Origin of the sequence: Microbacterium sp. NPDC087589, from assembly GCF_044743635.1 — a bacterium.
In the GTDB taxonomy this organism is placed as follows: Bacteria; Actinomycetota; Actinomycetes; order Actinomycetales; family Microbacteriaceae; genus Microbacterium.
Genome location: NZ_JBIUWV010000004.1, coordinates 112,076 through 134,646 on the forward strand (window position 1 = coordinate 112,076; position 22,571 = coordinate 134,646).

The following is a 22,571-nucleotide window of genomic DNA, read 5'->3' on the forward strand; positions in this document are numbered from 1 at the left end:
CCATGGCAGAGCGCAGGCAGCAGTCGACGACCTCGCGGCGTCCGACCCTCCGGATGGTCGCCGAACGAGCGGGGGTCTCGACGGCCACAGTGTCGTACGTGTTCTCCGGGCGCTCGGGCGCCGCCTCGGGGGCCGGGGTCGCCGAGGCCACCGCGGCCCGAGTGCTCGCAGCGGCCGACGAACTCAACTACCGACCGAACATCGCGGCGCGGACGATCCGCACCGGACGCAGCGGCATGGTGCAGCTGTCACTGCACATGCTCAGCGACCCCTGGTCGCTCGCGGTGGCGGATGCGGTGAACACCGAGGCGAACAAGCACGGCCTCACCACGCTGATCCTCGCCGACGGCGATTGGCACGCAGCCCTCGACAGGGTCGAGAGCGACGTCGCCTACCTCGACGGGGTGGGGGTCGACGAGGATGCCGAGCGTAAGCTCGCCGACCTCGTGCAACGCGGCCAGCGGCTCGTGGTGTTCTCGGAGCACCTCGAGCCCGCTGGCTTCGACGTGGTGCGCTCGGACGCGATCCCCGGTTGCGAGCTCGCGATGGACCACCTGCTCGAGCGACGCACGGCGATCGGATGTCTCGCCGCCGAGGGCGTCGTGCGTCTCGCGCCGACCCAGGTCACCCGATACACGCCGTACCTCGAGAAGATGGCGGCCGCGGGACTCGACGCCGATCCCGACTGGACCGTGACATACACCGAGGGGCAGGCGAGCGCCTTCGCCGCGGCCGTGCGGCTGCTGTCGCGTGCAGACCGGCCGGACGCGATCTACGCGACCACGGACTTCGCGGCGATCGCGGCGATCAATGCGGCGCACATGCTCGGGCTCCGGGTGCCGCACGATGTCGCCGTGATCGGAGTGGGCAACACCCCGGACGCGCAGCTCATCGCCCCCACACTGACCACGGTCGGACCGACCGACTTCTACGACAGGCAGGCGCGCATCATCATCGACCGTGCGCTCGCCGCAGACGACTCCGCCGGGCAGCTGCACGAGTTCGCCTGGTCGCTGTTCCCCGGAGCCTCGACCGACGTCGACACCCTCATCTCTCACTCGCGCTGACGCCGCCGTCGGCGCGCACATCTCTACTCTCAGAAGGACCACCGTGGATCTCACCATCGGACTCATCGGCTTCGGCGCGCGCGCCACACTGCGCGAGGAGGTGCACCGCCCTGGCCAGGGGTCGCGCATCACCGCGGTCTGCGATCCGTCTGAGCGGGCTCGCGACGACGCGCGACGTCTGCTTCCGGATGCCCTCGTCACCGACTCGCTCGATGAACTGCTCGCCTCCGGCCTCGACGCCGTCATGGTGCTGACGCCCGACGACACGCACGCGGCGCTCAGCATCCGCGCCCTCGAGGCCGGCGTCGCGGTGTTCTGCGAGAAGCCGCTCGCGATCGACCTCGCCGACGCCGACGCCATGCTCGAGACGGCGCGCCGCACCGGCAGCCGCCTCTACATCGGCCACAACATGCGACACATGCCGGTGATCACGCTGATGCGCGGGCTCATCCAGGACGGGCGGATCGGTGACGTCAAGGCCGTGTGGGTGCGTCACTTCGTCGGGCACGGCGGTGACTACTACTTCAAGGACTGGCACGCCGACCGCCGCCGCACGACCGGGCTCCTCCTGCAGAAGGGCGCGCACGACATCGACATCATCCACTGGCTGGCGGGCGCCTACACCGAGCAGGTCGCGGCCATGGGCGCGCTGAGCGTCTACGGCGACATCACCGACCGCCGCGATCGCACCGGAGAGCGGATGCCAGACTGGTTCAGCGTCGACAACTGGCCGCCGACGTCACTCACTGGGCTCAACCCCGTGATCGATGTCGAGGACATCTCGATGGTCAACATGCGCCTCTCCGGTGGCATCCTCGCCTCATACCAGCAGTGCCACTTCACGCCCGACTACTGGCGCAACTACACGGTGATCGGCACCGAAGGGCGCATCGAGAACGCCGGCGACACGGCGGGCAGCGAGGTCAGGCTCTGGAACCGCCGCCACCGCGGAGCCGCCGACGCCGATGAGACGTTCATCGTCCCCGAGGCGGCGGATGCCGGGCACGACGGCGCCGATGCGCTGCTCGTCGCCGAGTTCCTGCGGTTCGTGCGCGACGGGGGAGTCACCGAGACCTCGCCGGTAGCGGCTCGCGAGGCGGTGGCCGCCGGCATCCTCGCCACCGAGTCGCTGCGCGGCGACGGCTCGGCCATCGAGATCCCCGCCCTGGACGCCGATCTCGTCGCCTACTTCGAACGCGGTCAGGTCGAGTAGCCGGAGACTCCTGCTCATGGGTGCACCGGGCGAACCTCCAGGTTCGACGTGCAAAATGTACAGGCGTACATGTACGCGAGTACAGGCATGATCGCAGGGGGTTGCGGATGAGCGAGGGCACACGCCGCCGTCGTGACCCTGAAGCGCGCCGTCTCGAGATCGTCACCGCCGCCGCAGAGCTGATCATCGAGATCGGCGTCGACGCGCTCACCCACCGCAAGGTCGCCGCACGTGCCGGTGTGCCGCTCGGCGCCACGACGCAGTACTTCGCCACACTCGACGACCTGCGCGATGCGGCCATCGGCGCGCTCGCCGCAGAGATCGAGGCGCGCATCGACGAGACCAGGCGCGCTGTCGTGATCGAGGGCGTGACGCCTGCCGGCCTCGCGAAGCTGGTGCATCAGGGGCTCACGGATGCCCGTGCGATCCAGGCCGACCGCGCAGTGGTGACCGCGGCCGTGCACGACCCGCGTGTGCGGCAGTTCGCCAGGCAGTGGTCCGACGAGGTCGTCGGGTTCATCGCCCCCGTTCATGGGATCGACCGGGCCAGGGCAGCCGCCGTCTTCATCGACGGCGTACTCTGGCACTCCCAGATCCACGACGAGCCGCTCGACGAAGAGCTCATCCGCGACGCCCTCGCCGGGATCCTCACTCCTGTGCAGGCGTCCGATTCAGCACCCACCGCCGCAGCATCCGCCTGATCCGACAGAGAGAGAACCCGCCTTGTCGAAACTCGCCGTCCTGAGTCTCAAGAACCGCGCACTGATCGCGCTGATCACGATCGTCGCCGCCGTGTTCGGCGGGCTCGCTCTGACGAACCTCAAGCAGGAGCTCATCCCGTCGCTCGAGCTGCCCAACCTGATGGTCATGACGACGTACCCCGGTGCCTCGCCCGAGGTGGTCGAGAACGACGTCTCGACGCCGATCGAGTCGGCGATCCAGGGTGTTCCCGGCCTCGAGGGCACGACGGCGACGAGCACCACGAACGCCTCGATCGTGCAGGCGACCTTCGCCTACGGCACGAACCTCGCGACTGCGGAGCAGAAGATCCAGCAGGCGATCAATCGCATCTCCGGTGAGCTTCCCGAGGACATCAGCCCCCAGGTGCTGGCGGTGTCGATCGACGACTTCCCGGTGATCCAGGTCGCCGTCACGGGGTTCGATGACGCCGAGAACGCGCAGGCGGAGCTCACGAGTGTCGCGATCCCCGAGCTCGAAGACGTCGACGGCGTCAACGCCGCGCAGCTCATCGGTGGCGTCGGCCAGCGCATCACCATCACTCCCGACGTCGCGAGGCTCGCGGCCGCCGGGCAGAGCACGCAGGCGATCAGCGATGCGCTGCAGCAGAACGGCACGCTGTTCCCCGGTGGGGACATCACCGAAGACGGTCAGACGCTGACGGTGCAGACCGGCGCGAAGATCACCTCGGTCGAGGAACTCGCCGCACTGCCGCTCGTCGGCACGAACGAGACGATCGGCGACGTCGCGACCGTCGTGCAGGAGACCGATCCGATCTCATCGATCTCGCGTGTCGACGGCAAGGACGCCCTGTCGATCTCGATCACGAAGCTCCCCGCCGCGAACACCGTCGAGGTCTCGCAGGGGGTCATCGCCGCGCTCGACGAGATCGGCGAAGCGTTCCCCGACGCCGAGTTCACCATCATCTTCGACCAGGCGCCGTTCATCCAGCAGTCGATCGAGACGCTGGCGACCGAGGGGCTGCTCGGACTCGTCTTCGCGGTGATCGTCATCCTGGTCTTCCTGCTGTCGATCCGCTCGACGCTGGTGACGGCGATCTCGATCCCGACCAGCGTGCTCATCACCTTCATCGGTCTGCAGGCGTTCGGCTACTCCCTCAACATCCTCACTCTCGGTGCGCTGACGATCGCGATCGGTCGTGTGGTCGACGACTCGATCGTCGTGATCGAGAACATCAAGAGGCACTACGTCGGCGATGCCGACAAGGGCGATGCGATCCGCCTCGCCGTGCGCGAGGTGGCGATGGCGGTGACGTCGTCGACCATCACCACGGTCGCGGTGTTCCTGCCGATCGTGTTCGTCGGCGACATGGTCGGCGAGCTGTTCCGTCCGTTCGCCGTGACCGTGTCGATCGCCATGGTCGCCTCGCTGCTCGTGTCGCTGACCATCGTGCCGGTGCTCGCGTACTGGTTCCTGCGCCCCGGCAAGCCGCTGCTCGACGAGAACGGTGTGCAGATCGACCCGGAGCACCCGGATGCACCGCTGACGCCGCTGCAGCGTGCCTACCGCCCGATCCTCGGGTGGACGCTGAAGCACTCGGGCGTGACCGTGATCCTCGCGGTCATCGTGCTGGGCGCCACAGTGGCGGCGGCACCGCTGATGAAGATCAACTTCCTCAGCGATTCCGGCCAGAACACGATGACGGTCACTCAGGATCTCGGTCCGACCGCGAGCCTGGAGACGAAGTCGGAGGCGGCGATCGCAGTCGAGGACGCCCTGCTCGACATCGACGGCGTCACCCACGTGCAGGCCTCGATCGGGTCGAGCGGCTCGGCACTGCGCGACGCGTTCTCGGGCGGTGCCGGCGTGACGTACTCGGTGCTCACCGACGGAGACGCCGACCAGGAGAAGCTTCGCGCTGAGGTGCAGGACGCGATCGAAGACCTCACCGACGTCGGAGAGGTGACCGTCGCATCTTCGGCCGGATTCGGCTCCAGCGACATCGAGATCACGGTCTCGGCGTCGAACTCCGACGACCTGCAGGCAGCGACCACCTCCGTGGTCGACGAGCTCGACGGGCGAGAGGGCATCGGTCAGGTCACCGACAACCTCGCGGCCGCTCTGCCGTACCTCGCCGTGGTCGTCGACCGTGACGCCGCCGCGCAGCGAGGGCTGTCGGAGGTGGCCGTCGGATCGATCGTCTCGAACACGATGCGCCCGCAGCAGGTCGGAACCGTCGAGATCGACGACACCGCGCTGACCATCTACCTCGCGTCGTCCGAGCCGCCCACGACCGCGCAGGCGCTGCGCGAGCTCGCGATCCCGAGCGCGCTCGGTGTCGTGCAGCTGCAGGACATCGCCACGGTCGAGGAGCGCAACGGCCCGACCTCGATCACGACCGAGCAGGGACGCCGCACCGCGACGATCACGGTGCCGCCGGCGTCCGACAACCTCGCTGTGGCGACCCAGTCGGTGACCGATGCGCTCGCCGCGGTCGACCTGCCCGATGGCGCATCGGCCGAAGTGGGCGGTGTCGCGTCGCAGCAGGCCGACTCGTTCTCGCAGCTCGGTCTCGCCATGCTCGCGGCGATCCTCATCGTCTACGTCGTGATGGTCGCGACCTTCAAGTCGCTGCGCCAGCCGCTGCTGCTGCTCGTCTCGGTGCCGTTCGCGGCGACCGGTGCGATCCTGCTGCAGATCGTCACGGGGGTGCCGCTCGGCGTCGCATCGCTCATCGGTGTGCTGATGCTCATCGGCATCGTGGTGACCAACGCGATCGTGCTGATCGACCTCGTCAATCAGTATCGAGAGAAGGGGCTGTCGACGATCGATGCCGTGCGGGCCGGTGGCGAGAAGCGTCTGCGGCCGATCCTCATGACAGCTCTCGCGACGATCCTCGCGCTGACGCCGATGGCGCTCGGCATCACCGGACACGGCGGGTTCATCTCGCAGCCGCTCGCGATCGTCGTGATCGGTGGTCTGCTGTCGTCGACCGTGCTGACGCTGATCGTGCTGCCGACGCTCTACAACCTCGTCGAGGGTGCGAAGGAGCGGCGCCGTGCCCGCAAGGCGGGGTCGGGCGACGGCGGGTCTGCGGCGGCGGGCGAGACCGAGCCTTCGGACGGTCCTGCGCCGTCGGGTGGGCTCGCGCTGGCTGGAGCCGGATCGGACTCGAGCCTGCCCCACGCCTCTCAGCTGACTCGCCGGGAGCTCCGCGAGCGCGGCGAGTAGCGTCTGCTTTCCGTTCTCAGCACGACTGAGCCTGACGCCCGCCCGGAACCGTTTTCCGGGCGGGCGTCAGCCGTTTCGTGCTGAGTCGTGCACGCGGCGTGCGCCATACTCCGGAGAACCGGGGGGCTGGTCGGCCCTAGCGGGGCCGGAAAGTCCTGCCCGCCAGCTCTTCCGGAGTTATGGAGCCGGCACGGCCGAACTCAGTCGAGCGTGATGCCCCATTGCAGCGTCCAGGTCTCGCCGGGAGCCAAGCGCCGCAGGCCGACGCCGCTGTTCAGAGCATCGGCGGGCGCTGTCATGGGCTCGATCGCGACGGCAAGTGGCTGCCCCGGGTACTTGTCGGTCGTGTAGACCTGCACGAAGTCGAATCCCGCACCCTGCCAGAGGGTGAGCCGGCGCCCGTCCGGTGCGGTGAGCGAGTGCCGGACGAGTCCGTCGGCATCGCGCTCGAGGTCGGTGAACCCGGTGTCGAGACTCACCTCGCCGAGGCGCACGCCGTCGCGCAGCGCGACATCCGCCGGGTGCGTGCCCGTGGGCAGCATCCGCTCGTCGGTGGTGAAGGCCGTCTGCGCCGGGACGCGCAGCACCAGGTCGTGCGGGTCGACATCGCCGATCGTGACGAACGGGTGCGTGCCGAGTGCAACCGGTGCCGCCGTCGCGGAACGGTTGGTCAGCGCGTGCGTCACGTCGATTCCGTCGGCTCGCAACACGTACGTGACGCTCGTCTCGACGAGATAGGGGTAGCCGGTCTGCGGGAAGATCGTCGCGCTCAGCGTCGTCCCCGAGGCGGTCTCGGAGAAGCCGTAGGCCGTGAACCGCAGCAGTCCGTGGCTCGCATTCGTGAACTTCGGCTCGGTGATCGCGAGCTGCCGCTCGGTGCCGTCGTCGTTCCAGAGCCCGTCCCTGACCCGGTTCGGCCAGGGCGCGAGCACCACTCCGGAGCACGAGGGCGTCGGCGAGTCGAGCGGATACGGAGCGATCAGGTCGACGGAGCCGATGCGGAGGGAGCGGAGAGAGGCGCCGACCTGGGCGATCTGAGCGCTGATGTCGCCGAGCTGGAGGTGCACCTGTGTGCCGGTGGGGGATGCGGAGTTCACTCCGCAATCGTATGGCGACTCGTGGCGACCAGGGGGTTGGGGACTCTTTCAGGTGCGACCGCTACACTTGATGGGTCGGCTTCGGACACCCGCGCAGTGCGCGGACGTTTTTGTGTAAGAAGTGTGAGTCCAGGGGCCGATGGTGAGCGTCGCTCGACGCTAATCAACCATCACATGAATGGCCCCGGCCGCTGACAGTCCGGACACCCCGCGTGGTCGCATCCGACCGCGCGCAGGGTACCGCGCGTGTGCGCGGCGCCGTTCTCGTGGCGAGAACCCAGAAGGACACCCCCATGCCCAAGAACAAGAAGCCCCGCGGCGGACGCCCCTCGGCCAACTTCGAGCCGCGCTACGGCGCGAACAAGACGTCGTTCCACGACCGCCACAACGGCGGCCGTGACAGCGCGCGCGACACGCGCGATTCCCGTGATGCACGCGGCGGACGCGCGGATGCCGGTGAGCGGCGCACCCCGGCGGCAGGCTTCGACCGCCGCCCCGGCAGCCGCAGTGCCAGCCACCGCGGCTACCGTCCGGCCGAAGAGGGCGGCGCGCCCAAGCAGCGCTGGTCGTCGCAGGAGCGTGCGGGTCGCGACGAGTCCCGTGGCATCCGCAACCGCGCCGAGTCGGGTCGCCGCGAGGCGCCGCACAACCGCGACGACCGTCCGCGCTACAACGACCGCTCCTCCACCGGCTTCGACCGTCCGCGCCGCGATGACCGCGGCGGCCAGCGTCCGACCGGTCCCGGCACGTACCGCGATGAGCGCGGCGGCCAGCGTGACGAGCGTCCGCGCCGCGACGACCGCGGTGCCGGCTCGCAGCGCCAGGGCTTCCGCGACAACGACCACCGCGATGGTGGACGTCCGGGTCGTGACGACCGCCGTGACCAGCGTTCCGGTGGCTTCCGCGACGATCGCGGTGGCCAGCGCTTCAACCGCGACGACCGCCCGCAGCGCGAAGACCGCGGCGCGTCCGAGCGGCCGCGCTTCAACCGCGACGACCGTTCTGCCCGGGCGGGCGACCGCACCGAGCGTCCCCGGTTCAACGACCGTGGTGCCGAGCGCCCCCGCTTCGACCGCGACGACCGTCCTCGTCGTGATGACCGTGGCGCGAGCCCGCGTCGTGATGACCGTGGTGGCGCCGAGCGCCCTGAGCGCTCCTACGACGCCGACCGTGCGCGTCGTGCCTTCGGCCGTGACCGCACTCAGCGTTCGATCGAGGGCGGCCGCGACGAGCGTTCGCGTCCCTCGACCGGTGGCGCGTACCGCACCGATCGTCCCCGCCCGTTGACGTCGGACACCCGCGGGCGGCCGTCGCACAACGAGCGACCCAGCCGCAACGACTGGAACGCCACATCGAGCGCGGCACCCGCCAAGAAGTTCGAGCCGACGGATGACGTCGTGCACGAGCGCCTCGAGGCGAAGTCCGTGGCAGCGGTCGAGGTCGATGGTGTGACCTTCGGCGACCTCGGTCTCGGATCCAACATCGTCGACACCCTCGTCGGCCTGGGCGCGGCGACGCCGTTCCCGATCCAGGCAGCCAGCATCCCCGCCGTGCTCGCCGGTCGTGACGTGCTCGCCCGTGGCCGCACCGGCTCGGGCAAGACCATCGCCTTCGGCGCCCCGCTCGTCGAGCGCGTGCTGCAGTCGCAGGCGGGCAAGCGTCGTGAGTTCGGCCGCTCGCCCCGTGCGATCATCCTTGCTCCGACGCGCGAGCTCGCGCTGCAGATCGACCGCACGATCCAGCCGATCGCCCGCAGCGTCGGCCTCTTCACCACCCAGATCTACGGTGGTGTGCCCCAGGGCCGCCAGGTGGGTGCGCTGAAGAAGGGGGTCGATATCGTCATCGGCACGCCCGGTCGCGTCGAGGACCTGATCAACCAGGGCAAGCTCGACCTCTCGGACTGCCGCATCGCGGTGCTCGACGAGGCTGACCACATGTGCGAGCTCGGGTTCGTCGAGCCCGTGCAGCGCATTCTGCGCCACACGGCCGACGGCAGCCAGAAGCTCCTCTTCTCGGCGACGCTCGACCGTGAGGTCGCTGCTCTCGTCGACGAGTTCCTCGTCGACCCGGCCGTCTACGAGGTCGCCGGTGAAGACCAGGACTCGAGCACCATCGAGCACCGGGTGCTCGTGATCGAGCACCGCGACAAGGCCGACATCCTCACGTCGCTCGTCGACCGCGAGGGCAAGACCCTCGTCTTCGCCCGCACCCGCGCCTACGCCGACATGCTCGCCGAGCAGTTCGACGACGCCGGCATCCCCGCGGTCTCGCTGCACGGTGACCTCAACCAGGCCAAGCGCACGCGCAACCTCGAGCGCCTGACGTCGGGTCGTGTCAGCGTGCTCGTCGCCACCGACGTCGCCGCCCGCGGCATCCACGTCGACGACATCGACCTGGTCGTCCAGGCCGATGCGCCCGACGAGTACAAGACGTACCTGCACCGCTCGGGCCGCACCGGCCGCGCCGGTCGCACGGGCCGCGTCGTGACGCTGATCACGCGTCAGCGTCAGCGGCGCATGACCGAGCTGCTGGAGCGTGCTGAGATCGACGCTCCGTTCGAGAACGCTCGTCTGAACGACGACCTGATCGAGGAGATCGCCGGTCGCGTGCCGACCGCGTCAGACCTCACGGCCTGATCCGTCACTGTCGAAGGCCCTGTCCCTGTATCCGCGGGGGCGGGGCCTTCGTCGTGTTCGGTGCGGGGCGCGGGGTCCGGGCCGCGGAGTGCGGGCCCGGGGTGCGGGGGTGCGGGGCTGCGGCGCCTGGGGAGGAGAACTGCGCCTGGGGAGGAGAATTCCACGGAATCTGTCCTCCCCAGGCGCAGTCCTCCTCCTGAGGGGTGCTCGAGCGCGGGCAGAGGTGCTCGAGCGCGGGCAGAGGTGCTCGAGCGCGGGCGAGGGTGGCAGGCGGATGCCGCGCGGCGGCGCTCAGCTCACGCCAGCTCGTGCTCGTGGATCGCCGTCGTCAGCGTCGTGCCGTTGAGATCGAGGTAGAGTACCTGCTCGGTGATGGTGAGGGTCATGGTGTTGCGGCGCTCGATGAGCGGGGCTGCCGAATCGATGAAGCCTGCGTCGAAGCTGAAGACCCGGATGTCCTCTGAGCGGTGGATGCGCTTGTCTGCCCAGGGCGCCATGACCTTTGCCGGGTCCCGGTGTGTGTAGACGACCGTGCGCTCCGCCAGTCGGCTGCCGTAGTGCAGGCGCTCGGCGTCGGGTGCTCCGATCTCGATCCAGCCGGTGATCTGGCCCGTGAGGTCGCGCACGAGGACGGCCGGCTCCTCGGTCTGCGAGATGCCGCCTCCGAAGGTGATGCCCTCGGTGAACTCGAGTCCGTACGCGAGCACGCGGGTGAGCATGTATGCATCGGTCTCCGAGGGATGCCGCGCCGCACGCAGCGAGAAGTCGTCGTACACACCGCGATCCATGTCGGCGAGTTGGACTTCGAACGTGTGCATGGTGGAGCCGATAGCCATAACGACCGAGCCTACGCGCCTGCGGCAGGCGTGCTCGACCGCTGCGCGCGCAGACGCCCCGACCTCAGAACAGCATCGGCTGCGCGGGGGCGGGCGTCGGCGTGAACGCGGGTGCCGGGCGCCCGTGCGGCGCGGACGCCCGAATGCCGCGCACCGGGTAGTCGTCTTCGTGCTGGCCGTCGAGGCCGTGCAGCCTGATCAGCGGTCGTGCCCGCTTGGCCAGCCATTGCCGGTACCCCTTGGGCGCCTCGGCGGAGACGCCCGGATACAGACCCCGATATGACGAGACCAGGTCGGGACGGAAGTCGCCGAGCCACTGCATGAACCAGGGCTTCACTCCGGCGCGCAGGTGGAGCGCGCCGTAGATGACACGGTTCGCACCCGCCTCCTTGATGCGACGCAGAGCCGTGTCGATCGCCTCTACCGAGTCGGTCATGTGCGGCATGATCGGCATCAGGAACACGGTCACCCGGAATCCCGCATCCCGCAGTGCGCGCACCGTGTCGAGTCGTGCCTGGGTCGTCGGAGTGCCCGGTTCGATCGCCTTCTGCAGCTCGTCGTCGTACATCGCGATCGACATCTGGATGTCGACGGGCACACGCTGCGCCGCCTTCACCAGCAGAGGGATGTCGCGTCTGATCAGCGTGCCCTTGGTGAGGATCGACATCGGGGTGCCCGACGCCGCGAGGGCCCCGATGATCCCCGGCATCAGCCTGTAGCGGCCCTCAGCGCGCTGATACGGATCGGTGTTCGTCCCCAGAGCGACGGTCTCGTGCTCCCAGCTGCCTTTGCGCAGCTCTCTCTCCAGCACTTCGACGACGTTGACCTTCACGACGATCTGCGAGTCGAAGTCCGAGCCCCCGTCGAGATCGAGGTACTCGTGAGTTCCTCGAGCGAAGCAGTACACGCAGGCATGACTGCATCCGCGGTACGGGTTGATGGTCCATGCGAACGGCATGCGCGATGCGCCGGGAACATGGTTGAGCGCGGACTTCGACAGCACCTCATGAAAGGTCATGCCCGCGAAGTCCGGTGTGGTCACCGTGCGCAGCACGCCAGTGCGTTGTTCGAGGCCGGGCAGCGCTGCGGCATCGACGTCGCCGAGTTTCTGTCCTTGCCACCGCATGTCGTCCAGTCGAACATAATTACTACAGACCGTCAACCCGATGGGGGAATTCTGTTCGATCCGACTTAAGGGAGAATGGGACCATGTTCTTCCCGCCGCAGCCTCAGCATGCGGCACAGCGCTCCCCGATCCGCGGACCCGCATTGCCCATCGGTCTCGCGGTCACTGCGATCGGCATCCTGCTGTCGATCGCGGGTGCGCCTGTCGCCGCGTCGGCGCCCGCCGAGATGGCGATGCCGGAGCCGGTGTCGGTGCAGGAGGTGCCGGCGGTCGAGGTCGGTGCGACCACGGCGGCCGACCCGTGCTCGGAACCGAGCGTGCTCGAGGCGATCGCGGGCGCCGACGATCCGGCGATCATCGCCGGCTTCGGTGGCGGCGAGAGCTTCCGTGCCGCCGTCGTCGCGGGCAATGCGCCCTGCATCGCGCTCGACGACCCCGCCCATGTCTGGGTGGTGGTGAACAAGGCGCGTCCGCTCGCGCCGGTCTCTTTCGCGCCGTCTTCGCTCGCCGACCTTCCGCTGCAGATGACGACACGCTCCGGGCAGGCCCGGACGGACGTCGCGACAGCAGTCGGAGAGATGGCCGACGCCGCAGCCGCCGAGGGGGCGGGGCGCATCGGCGCGAACAACGGCTATCGCTCGTACGACCTCCAGGTCGCCACCCACGCCGCGCATGTGCGCAACAGCGGCCAGGCGGGGGCGGATGCCTCCTCGGCGCGCGCCGGACACAGCGAGCACCAGACCGGGCTCGCCGTCGATCTCGTGGCCTGCGACTCGTCGTGCGGAGCCATCGAGTCGTTCGGGGCGACAGTGCAGGGCGAATGGATCGCTGCGAACGCCTGGGAGTACGGCTTCATCGTCCGCTACGAGCAGGTCGGTTCGGGCATCACCGGGTACAAGCCCGAGCCGTGGCATCTGCGCTATCTCGGACGCGAGCTCGCGGCCGCCTACCACCAGGGCGGATATCACACGCTGGAGGAGTTCTTCGGGCTTCCCGCCGCTCCCGATTACGCGCACTGACGGCGTCTCGTGCACGTCCGGATCGGCCGGATTGCGGCATCCGACAATGGCGGTACCCAGTCCCACGGTTTGTGGGATGCATTCTCACAACGGGCTGTCGTCGTGTCGGTGGCCCGACATAGAATCGCCGGAGCAATGACGCACGAACGTTCGGGAGGACGCCATGGAACGCGACATCTACGAAGAGGATCACGAGGCATTCCGCGACCTCGTCAAGGACTTCGTCAAGCGCCACGTGAACAACGAGGCCATCGAACGGTGGGACGCCGCGGGTGAGATCGACCGGGCGACCATGCTGGCGGCCGGCGAGGCGGGCCTGATCGGTCTGTCCGTCCCCGAGGAGTTCGGCGGCGCCGGCATGCTGCAGGACTACCGATTCCGCACCGTCGTGATGGAGGAGGTCATCGCGTCCGGCGCAGGTTCGCTGGCGGGTGCCTTCGGTATCCAAGACGATCTGGCGGTGCCGTATCTCGTGCACATGGGCACGCAGGAGCAGAAGGAGAAGTGGCTGCCCCGCATGGCCACCGGTGAGGTTCTGGGCGCGCTCGCCATGACCGACCCCGGTGCGGGCTCGGACCTGCGAGGCATCAAGACGAACGCAAAGAAGGTCGACGGCGGCTACATCCTCAACGGCGCCAAGACGTTCATCTCCTCCGGCTCGACGGCCGACGTCGTCGTGACCTTCGTCAAGACCGGTGAGGGCAACCGGCCTGACGCGTTCAGCCTGCTGCTGGTCGAGAAGGGCATGGAGGGCTTCGACCAGGGCAAGAAGCTCAGCAAGATGGGCTTCCATGGCTGGGACACGGCCGAGCTCAGCTTCACCGACGTGTTCGTGCCCGACGAGAACCTCATCAGCGGCAAGGAGGGTCAGGGCTTCATCCAGCTGATGCTCAACCTGCCGCTCGAGCGTCTGTCGATCGGCGTCGCCGCGGCCGCCGCAGCCCAGGCCGCCCTCGACTGGACCGTCGCCTACACGAAGGACCGCGAGGCGTTCGGCGAGCGCATCGCCGACTTCCAGAACACCCGCTTCCGGCTCGCCGACATGGCGGCGACCACCGACGCGATGTGGGCCTACATCGACCGCGCGCTGCTCGCCTACAAGAACAGCACGCTCACCGCCGAGGATGCCGCGAAGGTCAAGTTCTGGGCGACCGAGCGCGAGTGGGAGGTGCTCGACACCGGTGTGCAGCTGCACGGCGGCTACGGCTACATCATGGAGTACCCGATCGCCCGGGCCTTCACCGATGCCCGCGTGCATCGCATCTACGGCGGCACGAACGAGATCATGCGCGACCTCGTCGGTCGTCAGATCGTCGGCAAGCGCTGACACCTCGCAGATTCGAAGGGCCCCGGATGCCGGCATCCGGGGCCCTTTCGCGTGCTTGCGGAAGTCCGGTTCGGTGTCGAACCGATCCACGCCACCGAGCACAGATTCGGACGGCAGGCGCGACGCGCCGGAGTCGGATGCCGGAGCACGCCGCGCTGCATGCCGGCATCCGAAGCTGTGCCCGGACGAGAGACGCCAGACGGAGCTGAGCCGGGCGACGTCAGCGTGGCAGGCGTGATCCCACACCCGCGCGGCGCAGCCGATCAGCGATCAGGATGCCGAGGGCGGTGCCGCCGAGGCAGCTGGCGAGGGTCACGGCGAAGAACGTGATCTGCAGGGGCAGCTCGAAGCTGCCGAGGTTGAACGATGCCCACGCGAGCACCGGGTAGACGATGCCGACGACCGCGGCGCCGAGGTAGTGCAACCAGGTTCCCCAGTAGCGCCAGAGCACGAAGAGGAACGGCAGCTCGGTGAATGCGGCCCACCAGAGATTGGTCGCGACGCTGCTGAAGCCGTATCCCGAGAACGGCACGATGACGAGTCCGGCCAGGAGGCCGACCAGCAGGCCGACGAGGGGACGCCGCAGCAGACGCAGGGCGATGACCGAGGGGAGCAGCCACAGACCGGCCAGCCCGACGCTGACGAACGGGAGACCGGGGAAGAGGATCGTCGAGATCCAGTTCGCCGGGGCCAGCAGCGCCCCGCCGGCGACGCCCAGTGCGGCGCACGTCAGCAGGATCGCCGTCGGGAACCGGAACCGCGTTCGTCCGTCGGCGGTGCGGGGTCGATTCTGCACCTCAGGCGACGATATCCGGTGCGTTTCTGGCCCCGCATCGGGCGTCCGGTGCGTCTCTGGCCCCGCTTCGGCGGCGGGGCGAGTGTCGAACCCCGCATCGGCCCTCTGACTCGCGTTCGGCTTCGGGTCCACAGCATCCGCCCCGCTCATGAGAGGGGCTCCGCTGCCGCGTCGCGGGCTGCCTTCGACGTGGGCGATGCAGCGCCGATCTTCCAGTATCCGCAGAAGCTGACGTCGTTCTTGTCGACTCCGCGCTCGCCGACGAGATACTTGCGGGCGCCGGAGGCGAGCGATTGCTCGCCCGCCGCATATGCGTGGAACGGCGCCTCGGGCAGCGTCAACTCGCGCAGCTGGGCCAGGGCGAACGACCCGGGTTCGAACTCATGCGGACGCACGAGCCAGACCAGGTCGACATCGGACGGATGCGGGAACTCGAGCGCGTCCTCGTCGGACGGCACCTCGATGATCACGGTGCCCGTGGCGTGCGCGGGGAGAGAGGCGCAGATCGAGGCGATCGCGGGCAGCGCCGTCTCATCACCGACCAGGACGACACGATCCGTGCCGCGCTGCGGGTTGAACGTCAGCCCTTCGTCGATGATCAGCACGTGCTCGCCGGGCGCGCAGGTCTCCGCCCATCGCGACGCAGGGCCGGCAGTGCCGTCGGCTGCCGACCCGTGGAGCACGAAGTCGACGTCGATCTCGGCCCCGGACTCGTCGGTCGCCGGGCGATACTCGCGCACGCTGTAGTTGCGCATGACGGGGCGCTCGCCGTCGGGGATGCGCAGGAACTTGAGATAACCGAACATCTTGTTCGCCTTCGCGGGGACGCGGTCGAGGCCGGCGTCGCCGCCGATCGGCAGGAACAGGCGGAACCATTGGTCGAAACCCATGGGACGGAACTTCTCGATCTCGCCGCCGCCGAGCGTGACCCTCATCCAGTGCGCGGAGAGGCGCTCGGTGCGCAGCACGCTGAGATGGATGAGTTCGGCCGACTCGGGCTTGACCAGTTTGCTGTATGCCATGCGGGAGCCTTTCAGGGCAGCTGCCAGGGAAAGAAGAGCACGAAGATCGCGGCGGAAGCGGCGATCGAGGCGATGACGAAGACGGTGTCGCGGGTGCGGAACGGCACGAGGTGGCGTTCGGTACGCGTCGGGTGGGCTCCGAAGGCGCGGGAGTCCATGGCGAGAGCGACGCGTTCGGCGTGGCGGATCGCGCCGGCGAGCAACGGCACGATGTAGCCCCACCCCCGCGCGATGCGCGCGAACGGGCCGCTGCCGCCGTGATGGCCGCGCACCCGATGCGCGGCGCGGATCACCGAGAGCTCGTGGCCGAAGCGCGGCACGAAGCGGAAGGCGGCGAGCGCCGTATAGCCGATCCGGTAGGGCACGCGCAGCTGCTGCACGCTGGCGCGCACGAGGTCGGGGCCGGTGGTCGTCAGGCCGCCGATGAGTGCCAGGGCGACGATCGAGCCGAGGCGCAGAGCCGTGGCGAAGCCGATCTCGAGAGCGCCCTGATACAGCGTCCACTCGCCGATCTGCAGCGCGGCACGGCTGCCGTCGACGAGCGATGCGTCGACCCACAGCGAGAACCCGACTCCGATCGCGAGCATGCCGGCCGGCAGCGCGACGAACAGCAGCGCGGCAGTGCGCCAGGTCACGCGGGAGCCCGCGATGATCAGCGCGAGAGACAGCACCAGAAAAGCGGCGGGGGTGGCGAGGTCGCGCACGAAGATCAGCAGCACCATGGCCGGGGCGACTCCGGCGACCTTCGCAAGCGGGTTGAGCGCGTACAGGAACTGGCGCGGAGAGGATGTCGAGACGGCGGCGTAAGGGTCGAAAGCGTGCGCGCTCATGCGATCGCCCGCCCTGCGTCGGCCAGCACACGCTGCAGCGCCGGGAGCCGGAGCCCCGCCTCGACGAACGGGTCCTCGTGGCGGAAGAGCACGTCGGTGCGATCGGCGGCGTGCACTCGACCGTCCCTGAGGATCACGGTGTGCGATGTGTGCTCGGCGACGAGCTGGAGGTCATGGGTCACGATGACGATCGTCGTTCCCTCTGCGCGCAGATCACGCAGCAGGGCGAGGAGCTCGGAGGCCCGCGCGCGATCCTGGCCGAAGGTCGGCTCGTCGAGGGCGAGCACCCGTGGGCGGGTGATCAGGGCCGTGCCGACCGAGAGGCGGCGCTTCTCTCCACCCGAGAGCAGGAACGGATGCACGCCCGCTTTGGCCTCGAGTCCGAAGCGGGAGAGCATGGCATCGACGCGCTCGCGCATCTCGGCATCCGGGGTGTGCCGCAGACGAAGCCCGTGCGCGAGCTCGTCGAACACCGTGTGCGCGATGAACTGATGCTCGGGGTTCTGGAACACGAATCCGATGCGGCTCGCGAGCTCGCGCGGCGACGCCGAGCCGGGATCCAACCCATCGACCGTCACCTGCCGTCGCGGCGGCGGGACGACTCCGGCGAGCGCCTGCAGCAGGGTGGTCTTGCCCGCGCCGTTGGTTCCGATGATCGCGGTGAGGGTTCCCGGTTCGATGTCGAGATCGATGCCGTGCAGGATCTCGCTGCGATGGCGGCGCACGGTGAGGCCGCGGGCGCTGATGATCGGCGCAGTCGTCGGTCGCGAAGGGGCGTCCGTCTGCAGGACCGAAGCACGGATGTCTGGCGAGACAGCGGTTTCTGGTCCTGCATCCGTGTTCCGGTCCTGCAGACGGGACGTGGAGGGAATCGTGGATGCCGGAGACACGGATGCCGGAGACGTGGATGCCGGAGACGTGGAGGGAATCGTGGATGCCGGAGACGTGGACGCCGGGGTCGTGGCAGGGGCGGTGGCCGCGAGCGTGGCGGCGAGGTCGGCGGGCGTGAGTGGCAGCTCGTCGAAGTGCATGCCGGCATCCTGCATCCGCAGCGCCGCCAGAGTCGCCCCGGGGAGCCAGACTCCCATGGCCATGAGTTCGCCGGCGTGTGCGCGGATGATCTCGGACGCCGGCCCGTCGAACGCCACGCGCCCCGCGCGGTCGAGCACGATCGTGCGGGTGACGAAGCCCATCGCGGCGTCGAGGTTGTGCTCGACGAGCAGGATGGCCCGATCGCCGGCAGCGACCACATCGGTCAGCGCCGCGTAGACATCGTCGATGCCCTGCGGGTCGAGGTTCGCGGTCGGTTCGTCGAGCACGATCAGGGGCGATCCCATGGCCAGTGCGCAGGCGATCGCGAGGCGCTGCCGCCCGCCGCCCGACAGGCGATCCGGGTTCTCGTCGCGTCGCTCCCAGAGGCCGACGCGGCCGAGCGCGTCCGCCGTCCTGGCGCGCACCTCGTCGAGCGGGAGCAGCAGGTTCTCGGGGCCGAACGCGACCTCGTCGTAGACGGTGCCGGTGACGATCTGCGCATCCGGGTCTTGGAAGACCATCGCGACGTGGGTGCTCAGGGAAGCGGTGTCGGCGTGAGCCGTGCTGACGCCGCCGGCGTCGACCGACCCGGTCAGAGTGGCCGGCACGGCATGCGGGATGAGCCCGTTGAGCGCGAGCGTGAGCGTCGACTTGCCCGACCCCGAGGGGCCGAGGAGCAGCACGACCTCACCGGGGCCGATGTCGAACGTGGCGTCCTGGGGCGAGGGGTGCGCCGCATCGGCGTGGGTGATCGAGAGGTCACGCACGCTGAGAAGGGGCGCGGATGAGCGCACGGCATAACCCCGGTTTCGGCGGATCGGTACCGTTCTAACTTAGCTGAGCCTTACCTGAATCGCCATGCGCCGGAGGCGCCGGACAACGCGGGTGCGGCGGATCAGCGTCGTGCGACGCCCGCACGACTCAGGGACGCACCGATCGCGAGTCCGGCTGCCGTCCACGCGATCGGACCGAGCACCGCGATCATCAGATAGGCGATCTGCAGCCACGGCGCGAAGGCCGCGAGGTCGACGGCGAAGAACACCACGACCGCGACGATCACGCCGATCACGCCGGCCGAGATGAAGAAGCGCCAGGGCCCCCACGAGCGGTAGCGGGTGAGCGCGGCGATGCCCTCTTGGATCGCGCCGAAGAGCAGCGCGGTGCCGATGAAGCGCAGCGTCCAGGCCGGGTTGAACGCGCTCGAGATGAGCGCCGCGATGACGTGCGTGACGAGGGCCACGAACGGTCGGCGCAGCACCTCCTGGGCGATGATGCCCGGCAGGACGTGCGAGCCGAGGACGAGGCCGTAGAGGTACGGAGTGACCACGATGACGACCGGCGTGATGAGGCCGGCGATCCCCCCGAGAATGCCCGTGGCGACGCCGATCGCCGCGCAGACCAGCAGCACGCGGGTCGTCAGGACGGGGGAGGGGGCCACTCCTCCAGCCTACTGTCGACCATCGGCGACACGGCTGGCCGTTCGTCCAGGAATAATCCCCGACTCTGGTGTGTGGACGGAAGCCGGGCGTAGCTTGAACGGCGGTGCGGCAACGCAGTCGCACCGTGATCATCGGGAGAAACGCATGGGTCGAACACCCCTCCGGATGGCAGCGGCCACAACCCTGGCAACGCTGTTCATCGCATCGACGGCAACCGCAGGCTACGCAGGCACGGAGGAGGTGAACCACCCCACTCCGGTCGAAGGCACGCCCGGTCACTACATCGTCGTGCTGAAGTCCGATCCCCTCGCGAGCTACACCGGCGACGTCAACGGTCTCAAGGCGACGAAGCCGGCCGAGGGCGAACAGCTCGAGCGGCAGTCGCAGGACTCGCAGCGCTATGTCGAGCATCTCGAGTCCGAGCAGCAGACGATCGCACAAGAGGTCGGCGTCACCCCCGAGAACACCTACCAGGTGGTGCTCAACGGCTTCAGTGCCGACCTGTCGGGAGAGCAGGTCGACAAGCTGCGGGCTTCGAAGGAGGTCTACGGCGTCTACCCGGACTTCATCCGGCACCCCGATGCGCAGACCGCGACGGACTTCCTCGGTCTCGGCGACGACAAGAAGGGCCGCGGCGGCGTCTGGCAGCAGACCGGCGGCGTCGACAGGGCGGGCGAGGGCGTGGTCGTGGGTGTCATCGACACCGGCATCGCCCCCGAGCACCCGTCGTTCGAGGGCAAGAAGCTCAAGAAGCAGCCCAAGAAGGACAAGCGCCACAAGGGAAACCAGCCGTACACCGATGGCACCTTCGTCTACTTCGACAAGTCGGACGGCGGTCAGTTCCAAGGCGCGATGGTCGAGGCCCAGGAGTGGGACAAGGGCGACTACTCGTCGAAGCTCATCGGAGCCCAGTACTTCTACACCGGCGCCGAGGCTGCCGGCTTCGACTTCCAGTACGACTACCTGTCGCCGCGTGACGGCGACGGCCACGGCTCGCACACCGCGAGCACGGCGGCGGGCAACTTCGGTGTGAAGGCATCGATCGAGGGCGTCGACTTCGGCAAGGTCTCGGGTGTCGCACCCGGCGCGAAGGTCGCGGCCTACAAGGCCTGCTACGTCGGACCCGACGAGACGGTCACGACCGACGACATCTGCGCCGGCAGCGACCTGATCGCAGCGATCGATCAGGCCGTCGCCGACGGGGTCGACGTGATCAACTACTCGATCGGCGGCGGCGCCGCCTCGACCGTGCTCGCGCCGGAGGACATCGCGTTCTTCAACGCGGCAGCAGCGGGCGTCTTCGTGGCGACGAGCGCGGGCAACGACGGCCCCGACTCGGTCACGGCCGATCACGCGTCGCCGTGGTACACCACGGTCGCCGCCTCGACGATCCCCACGTGGGAGGGCACCGTGCAGTTCGACGGCTTCGCCCAGGCGGGTGCGTCGGTGAGCGTGCCGTTCGGCACGACGGTCACCGGGCCGTCGATCTACGCGGGCGACGCGCCGGCCGCGGGCCAAGCTGCCGCCGATGCGGCCCTGTGCCTTCCCGGCACGCTCGATGCGGCGAAGGTCACGGGGCACATCGTGGTCTGCGACCGAGGCGTCAACGCTCGCGCCGAGAAGTCGCAGGTCGTGAAGGATGCCGGTGGCATGGGCGTCGTGCTCGTGAACGTGCCCGGTGGGGCCGACTCGCTCGACAACGACTTCCACGCCGTGCCGACCGTTCACCTCGCCTCGGTGCACCGCGCCGCCGTGCTGGCCTACGTGCAGGGCGGCGTCGACCGTCCGGTCACGCTCGTCGGTGAGAACACGACCGGTGTGGTGACACCCGTGCCGCAGATCGCCGGATTCTCGAGCCGCGGTCCGATGCTGGCAGACGGCAGCGACATCATGAAGCCCGACATCGCCGCCCCCGGCGTCGCGATCCTCGCGGCCACGCAGAACGCTCCCGGAGAGAAGCCGACCTTCGGCATCCTGTCGGGCACGTCGATGGCCTCTCCGCAGATCGCGGGTCTCGCAGCCCTGTATCTCAGCGAGCGGCCTCAGGCGAAGCCCGCCGAGATCAAGTCCGCGATGATGACCACCGCGTACGACACGGTGAACCCCGACGGGTCTGCCAACACGGACCCGTTCCAGCAGGGCGCGGGTCAGGTCGACCCGAAGCGCATGCTCGACCCGGGCCTGCTCTATCTGAACGACGTGCCTGACTGGGTGGCGTTCCTCGAGGGCAAGGGCCTGGCCGACTTCCCCGGCGAGCCGATCGACGGCAGCGACCTCAACGTCGCGTCGTTCTCGATCGGGTCGCTCGCCAGCGCGCAGACGGTCACTCGCACGGTCACCGCGACGGAGAAGGGCACGTTCACGGCATCCGTCGATCTGCCCGGCGTGAACGCGACGGTGGAGCCGTCGACGCTGAAGTTCGACAGGCCGGGCCAGACCGCGACCTACACCGTCACGTTCGACAACCAGAGCGCGCCGGTCGAGCAGTGGGCGACCGGATCGCTCACCTGGACGAGCAAGAAGAACACGGTGCGGTCGCCGATCGCGGTGTTCCCGGTGACGGCGGATGCTCCGGCCGAGGTCGAGGGCACGGGAGTCGACGGTTCGACCACGGTCGACATCACTCCCGGCGTCGACGGCGCTCTCGCGCTCGGCGTGTCGGGTCTGACTCCGTTCACGCTGCTGGAGGATCCGGACGGCCGTGTCGTCGGGCACTCGGGTGACGAGGCATCGGGGGACGCGAACAAGGACGTGTCGTGGATCGTGGACGTGCCGGAGGGCACGACGCTCTCGCGCTTCGACCTCGACTCGTCGGATGACACGGGCAGTGACCTCGACCTCACGGTCTACCGGGTCGTGGGCCCCGACGACCTGCGGTACTACGAGCGCTGGCAGTCCGCGACGGGCTCGGCCGACGAGCAGGTGACGCTGCCGGCTCCGACTGCGGGCACCTACCTGGTGGTCGCGAACGTCTATTCGACCTCGGCACCGATGACGTGGGACATGACCTACGCCCACGTGCAGCCCGAGGGTGAGGGCGCGTTCACAGCGACTCCGAACCCGATCGAGGCCGTGCGCGGCCAGGCGACGAGCTACGAGCTCAGCTGGACCGGCCTCGCCGCCGACACCCGCTATCTCGGACTCGTGCAGTACGGCGAGTCGGCGGTGCGTACGATCGTCACGGTCGACGCCGAGTAACGC

At 69.0% G+C, this 22,571-nt stretch carries 16 protein-coding genes; 8 read left to right on the forward strand and 8 right to left on the reverse strand.

Translation table 11 applies throughout. From position 1 onward, the window contains the following. Positions 1-2 precede the first annotated feature (2 nt). From ACIOU8_RS10770 to ACIOU8_RS10785, 4 genes are all read left to right on the forward strand, one after another. The gene (locus tag ACIOU8_RS10770) at positions 3-1,067 is read left to right on the forward strand and encodes a LacI family DNA-binding transcriptional regulator (RefSeq protein ID WP_400789056.1); all 1,065 of its coding nucleotides are present in this window, start codon (positions 3-5) and stop codon (positions 1,065-1,067) included. Positions 1,068-1,110: 43 nt separating this feature from the next. After that, positions 1,111-2,280 carry a Gfo/Idh/MocA family protein gene (locus ACIOU8_RS10775; RefSeq protein WP_400789058.1) on the forward strand — a complete coding sequence of 390 codons (1,170 nt, stop codon included), beginning with the start codon at positions 1,111-1,113 and terminating at the stop codon, positions 2,278-2,280. Between the two features lie 107 nt (positions 2,281-2,387). Continuing rightward, positions 2,388-2,981 (forward strand): TetR/AcrR family transcriptional regulator, encoded by a 594-nt coding sequence (locus tag ACIOU8_RS10780; protein ID WP_400789060.1) that lies wholly within the window; start codon positions 2,388-2,390, stop codon positions 2,979-2,981. Between the two features lie 22 nt (positions 2,982-3,003). Continuing rightward, the gene (locus ACIOU8_RS10785; RefSeq protein WP_400789062.1) at positions 3,004-6,210 is read left to right on the forward strand and encodes an efflux RND transporter permease subunit; all 3,207 of its coding nucleotides are present in this window, start codon (positions 3,004-3,006) and stop codon (positions 6,208-6,210) included. 200 nt (positions 6,211-6,410) lie between these two features. Here ACIOU8_RS10785 and ACIOU8_RS10790 read toward each other — a convergent pair whose 3' ends face one another. Beyond that, entirely contained in the window at positions 6,411-7,307 is an 897-nt protein-coding gene (locus ACIOU8_RS10790; protein WP_400789064.1) for an aldose 1-epimerase family protein, read from the reverse strand. 293 nt (positions 7,308-7,600) lie between these two features. Here ACIOU8_RS10790 and ACIOU8_RS10795 point away from each other — a divergent pair, with 293 nt between their 5' ends. After that, positions 7,601-9,943, forward strand: a complete 2,343-nt coding sequence (locus ACIOU8_RS10795) for a DEAD/DEAH box helicase (protein WP_400789066.1) — start codon at positions 7,601-7,603, stop codon at positions 9,941-9,943. A 296-nt stretch (positions 9,944-10,239) separates the two neighbouring features. Here ACIOU8_RS10795 and ACIOU8_RS10800 read toward each other — a convergent pair whose 3' ends face one another. After that, entirely contained in the window at positions 10,240-10,779 is a 540-nt protein-coding gene (locus tag ACIOU8_RS10800; protein ID WP_400789068.1) for a YaeQ family protein, read from the reverse strand. Between the two features lie 64 nt (positions 10,780-10,843). Next, positions 10,844-11,905 (reverse strand): Rv2578c family radical SAM protein, encoded by a 1,062-nt coding sequence (locus ACIOU8_RS10805; RefSeq protein ID WP_400789070.1) that lies wholly within the window; start codon positions 11,903-11,905, stop codon positions 10,844-10,846. Between the two features lie 83 nt (positions 11,906-11,988). Here ACIOU8_RS10805 and ACIOU8_RS10810 point away from each other — a divergent pair, with 83 nt between their 5' ends. Together ACIOU8_RS10810 and ACIOU8_RS10815 are read left to right on the forward strand one after the other, a co-directional pair. Next, on the forward strand, positions 11,989-12,924 hold the full coding sequence (locus ACIOU8_RS10810; protein WP_400789072.1) for a D-alanyl-D-alanine carboxypeptidase family protein: 936 nt from the start codon (positions 11,989-11,991) through the stop codon (positions 12,922-12,924). A 163-nt stretch (positions 12,925-13,087) separates the two neighbouring features. Beyond that, on the forward strand, positions 13,088-14,251 hold the full coding sequence (locus ACIOU8_RS10815) for an acyl-CoA dehydrogenase family protein (RefSeq protein ID WP_400789074.1): 1,164 nt from the start codon (positions 13,088-13,090) through the stop codon (positions 14,249-14,251). Positions 14,252-14,471: 220 nt separating this feature from the next. Here ACIOU8_RS10815 and ACIOU8_RS10820 read toward each other — a convergent pair whose 3' ends face one another. The 5 genes from ACIOU8_RS10820 to ACIOU8_RS10840 form a co-directional block, all read right to left on the reverse strand. Then, the gene (locus ACIOU8_RS10820) at positions 14,472-15,047 is read right to left on the reverse strand and encodes an ECF transporter S component (RefSeq protein ID WP_400789076.1); all 576 of its coding nucleotides are present in this window, start codon (positions 15,045-15,047) and stop codon (positions 14,472-14,474) included. A gap of 146 nt (positions 15,048-15,193) precedes the next feature. Next, a complete protein-coding gene (locus ACIOU8_RS10825) occupies positions 15,194-16,069 on the reverse strand; it encodes a siderophore-interacting protein (RefSeq protein ID WP_400789079.1) in 876 nt (291 codons plus the stop codon). Between the two features lie 11 nt (positions 16,070-16,080). Further along, positions 16,081-16,899, reverse strand: a complete 819-nt coding sequence (locus tag ACIOU8_RS10830) for an energy-coupling factor transporter transmembrane component T (protein WP_400789082.1) — start codon at positions 16,897-16,899, stop codon at positions 16,081-16,083. Beyond that, a complete protein-coding gene (locus tag ACIOU8_RS10835) occupies positions 16,896-18,725 on the reverse strand; it encodes an ABC transporter ATP-binding protein (RefSeq protein WP_400789085.1) in 1,830 nt (609 codons plus the stop codon). The genes ACIOU8_RS10830 and ACIOU8_RS10835 overlap by 4 nt, the downstream gene beginning before the upstream one ends. A 101-nt stretch (positions 18,726-18,826) precedes the next feature. Further along, entirely contained in the window at positions 18,827-19,369 is a 543-nt protein-coding gene (locus tag ACIOU8_RS10840; RefSeq protein WP_400789088.1) for an ECF transporter S component, read from the reverse strand. Positions 19,370-19,535: 166 nt separating this feature from the next. Between ACIOU8_RS10840 and ACIOU8_RS10845 the strand changes: the two genes are divergently transcribed. After that, positions 19,536-22,568, forward strand: coding sequence for a S8 family serine peptidase (locus ACIOU8_RS10845; RefSeq protein WP_400789091.1), 3,033 nt, complete (start codon positions 19,536-19,538; stop codon positions 22,566-22,568). Positions 22,569-22,571 lie beyond the last annotated feature (3 nt).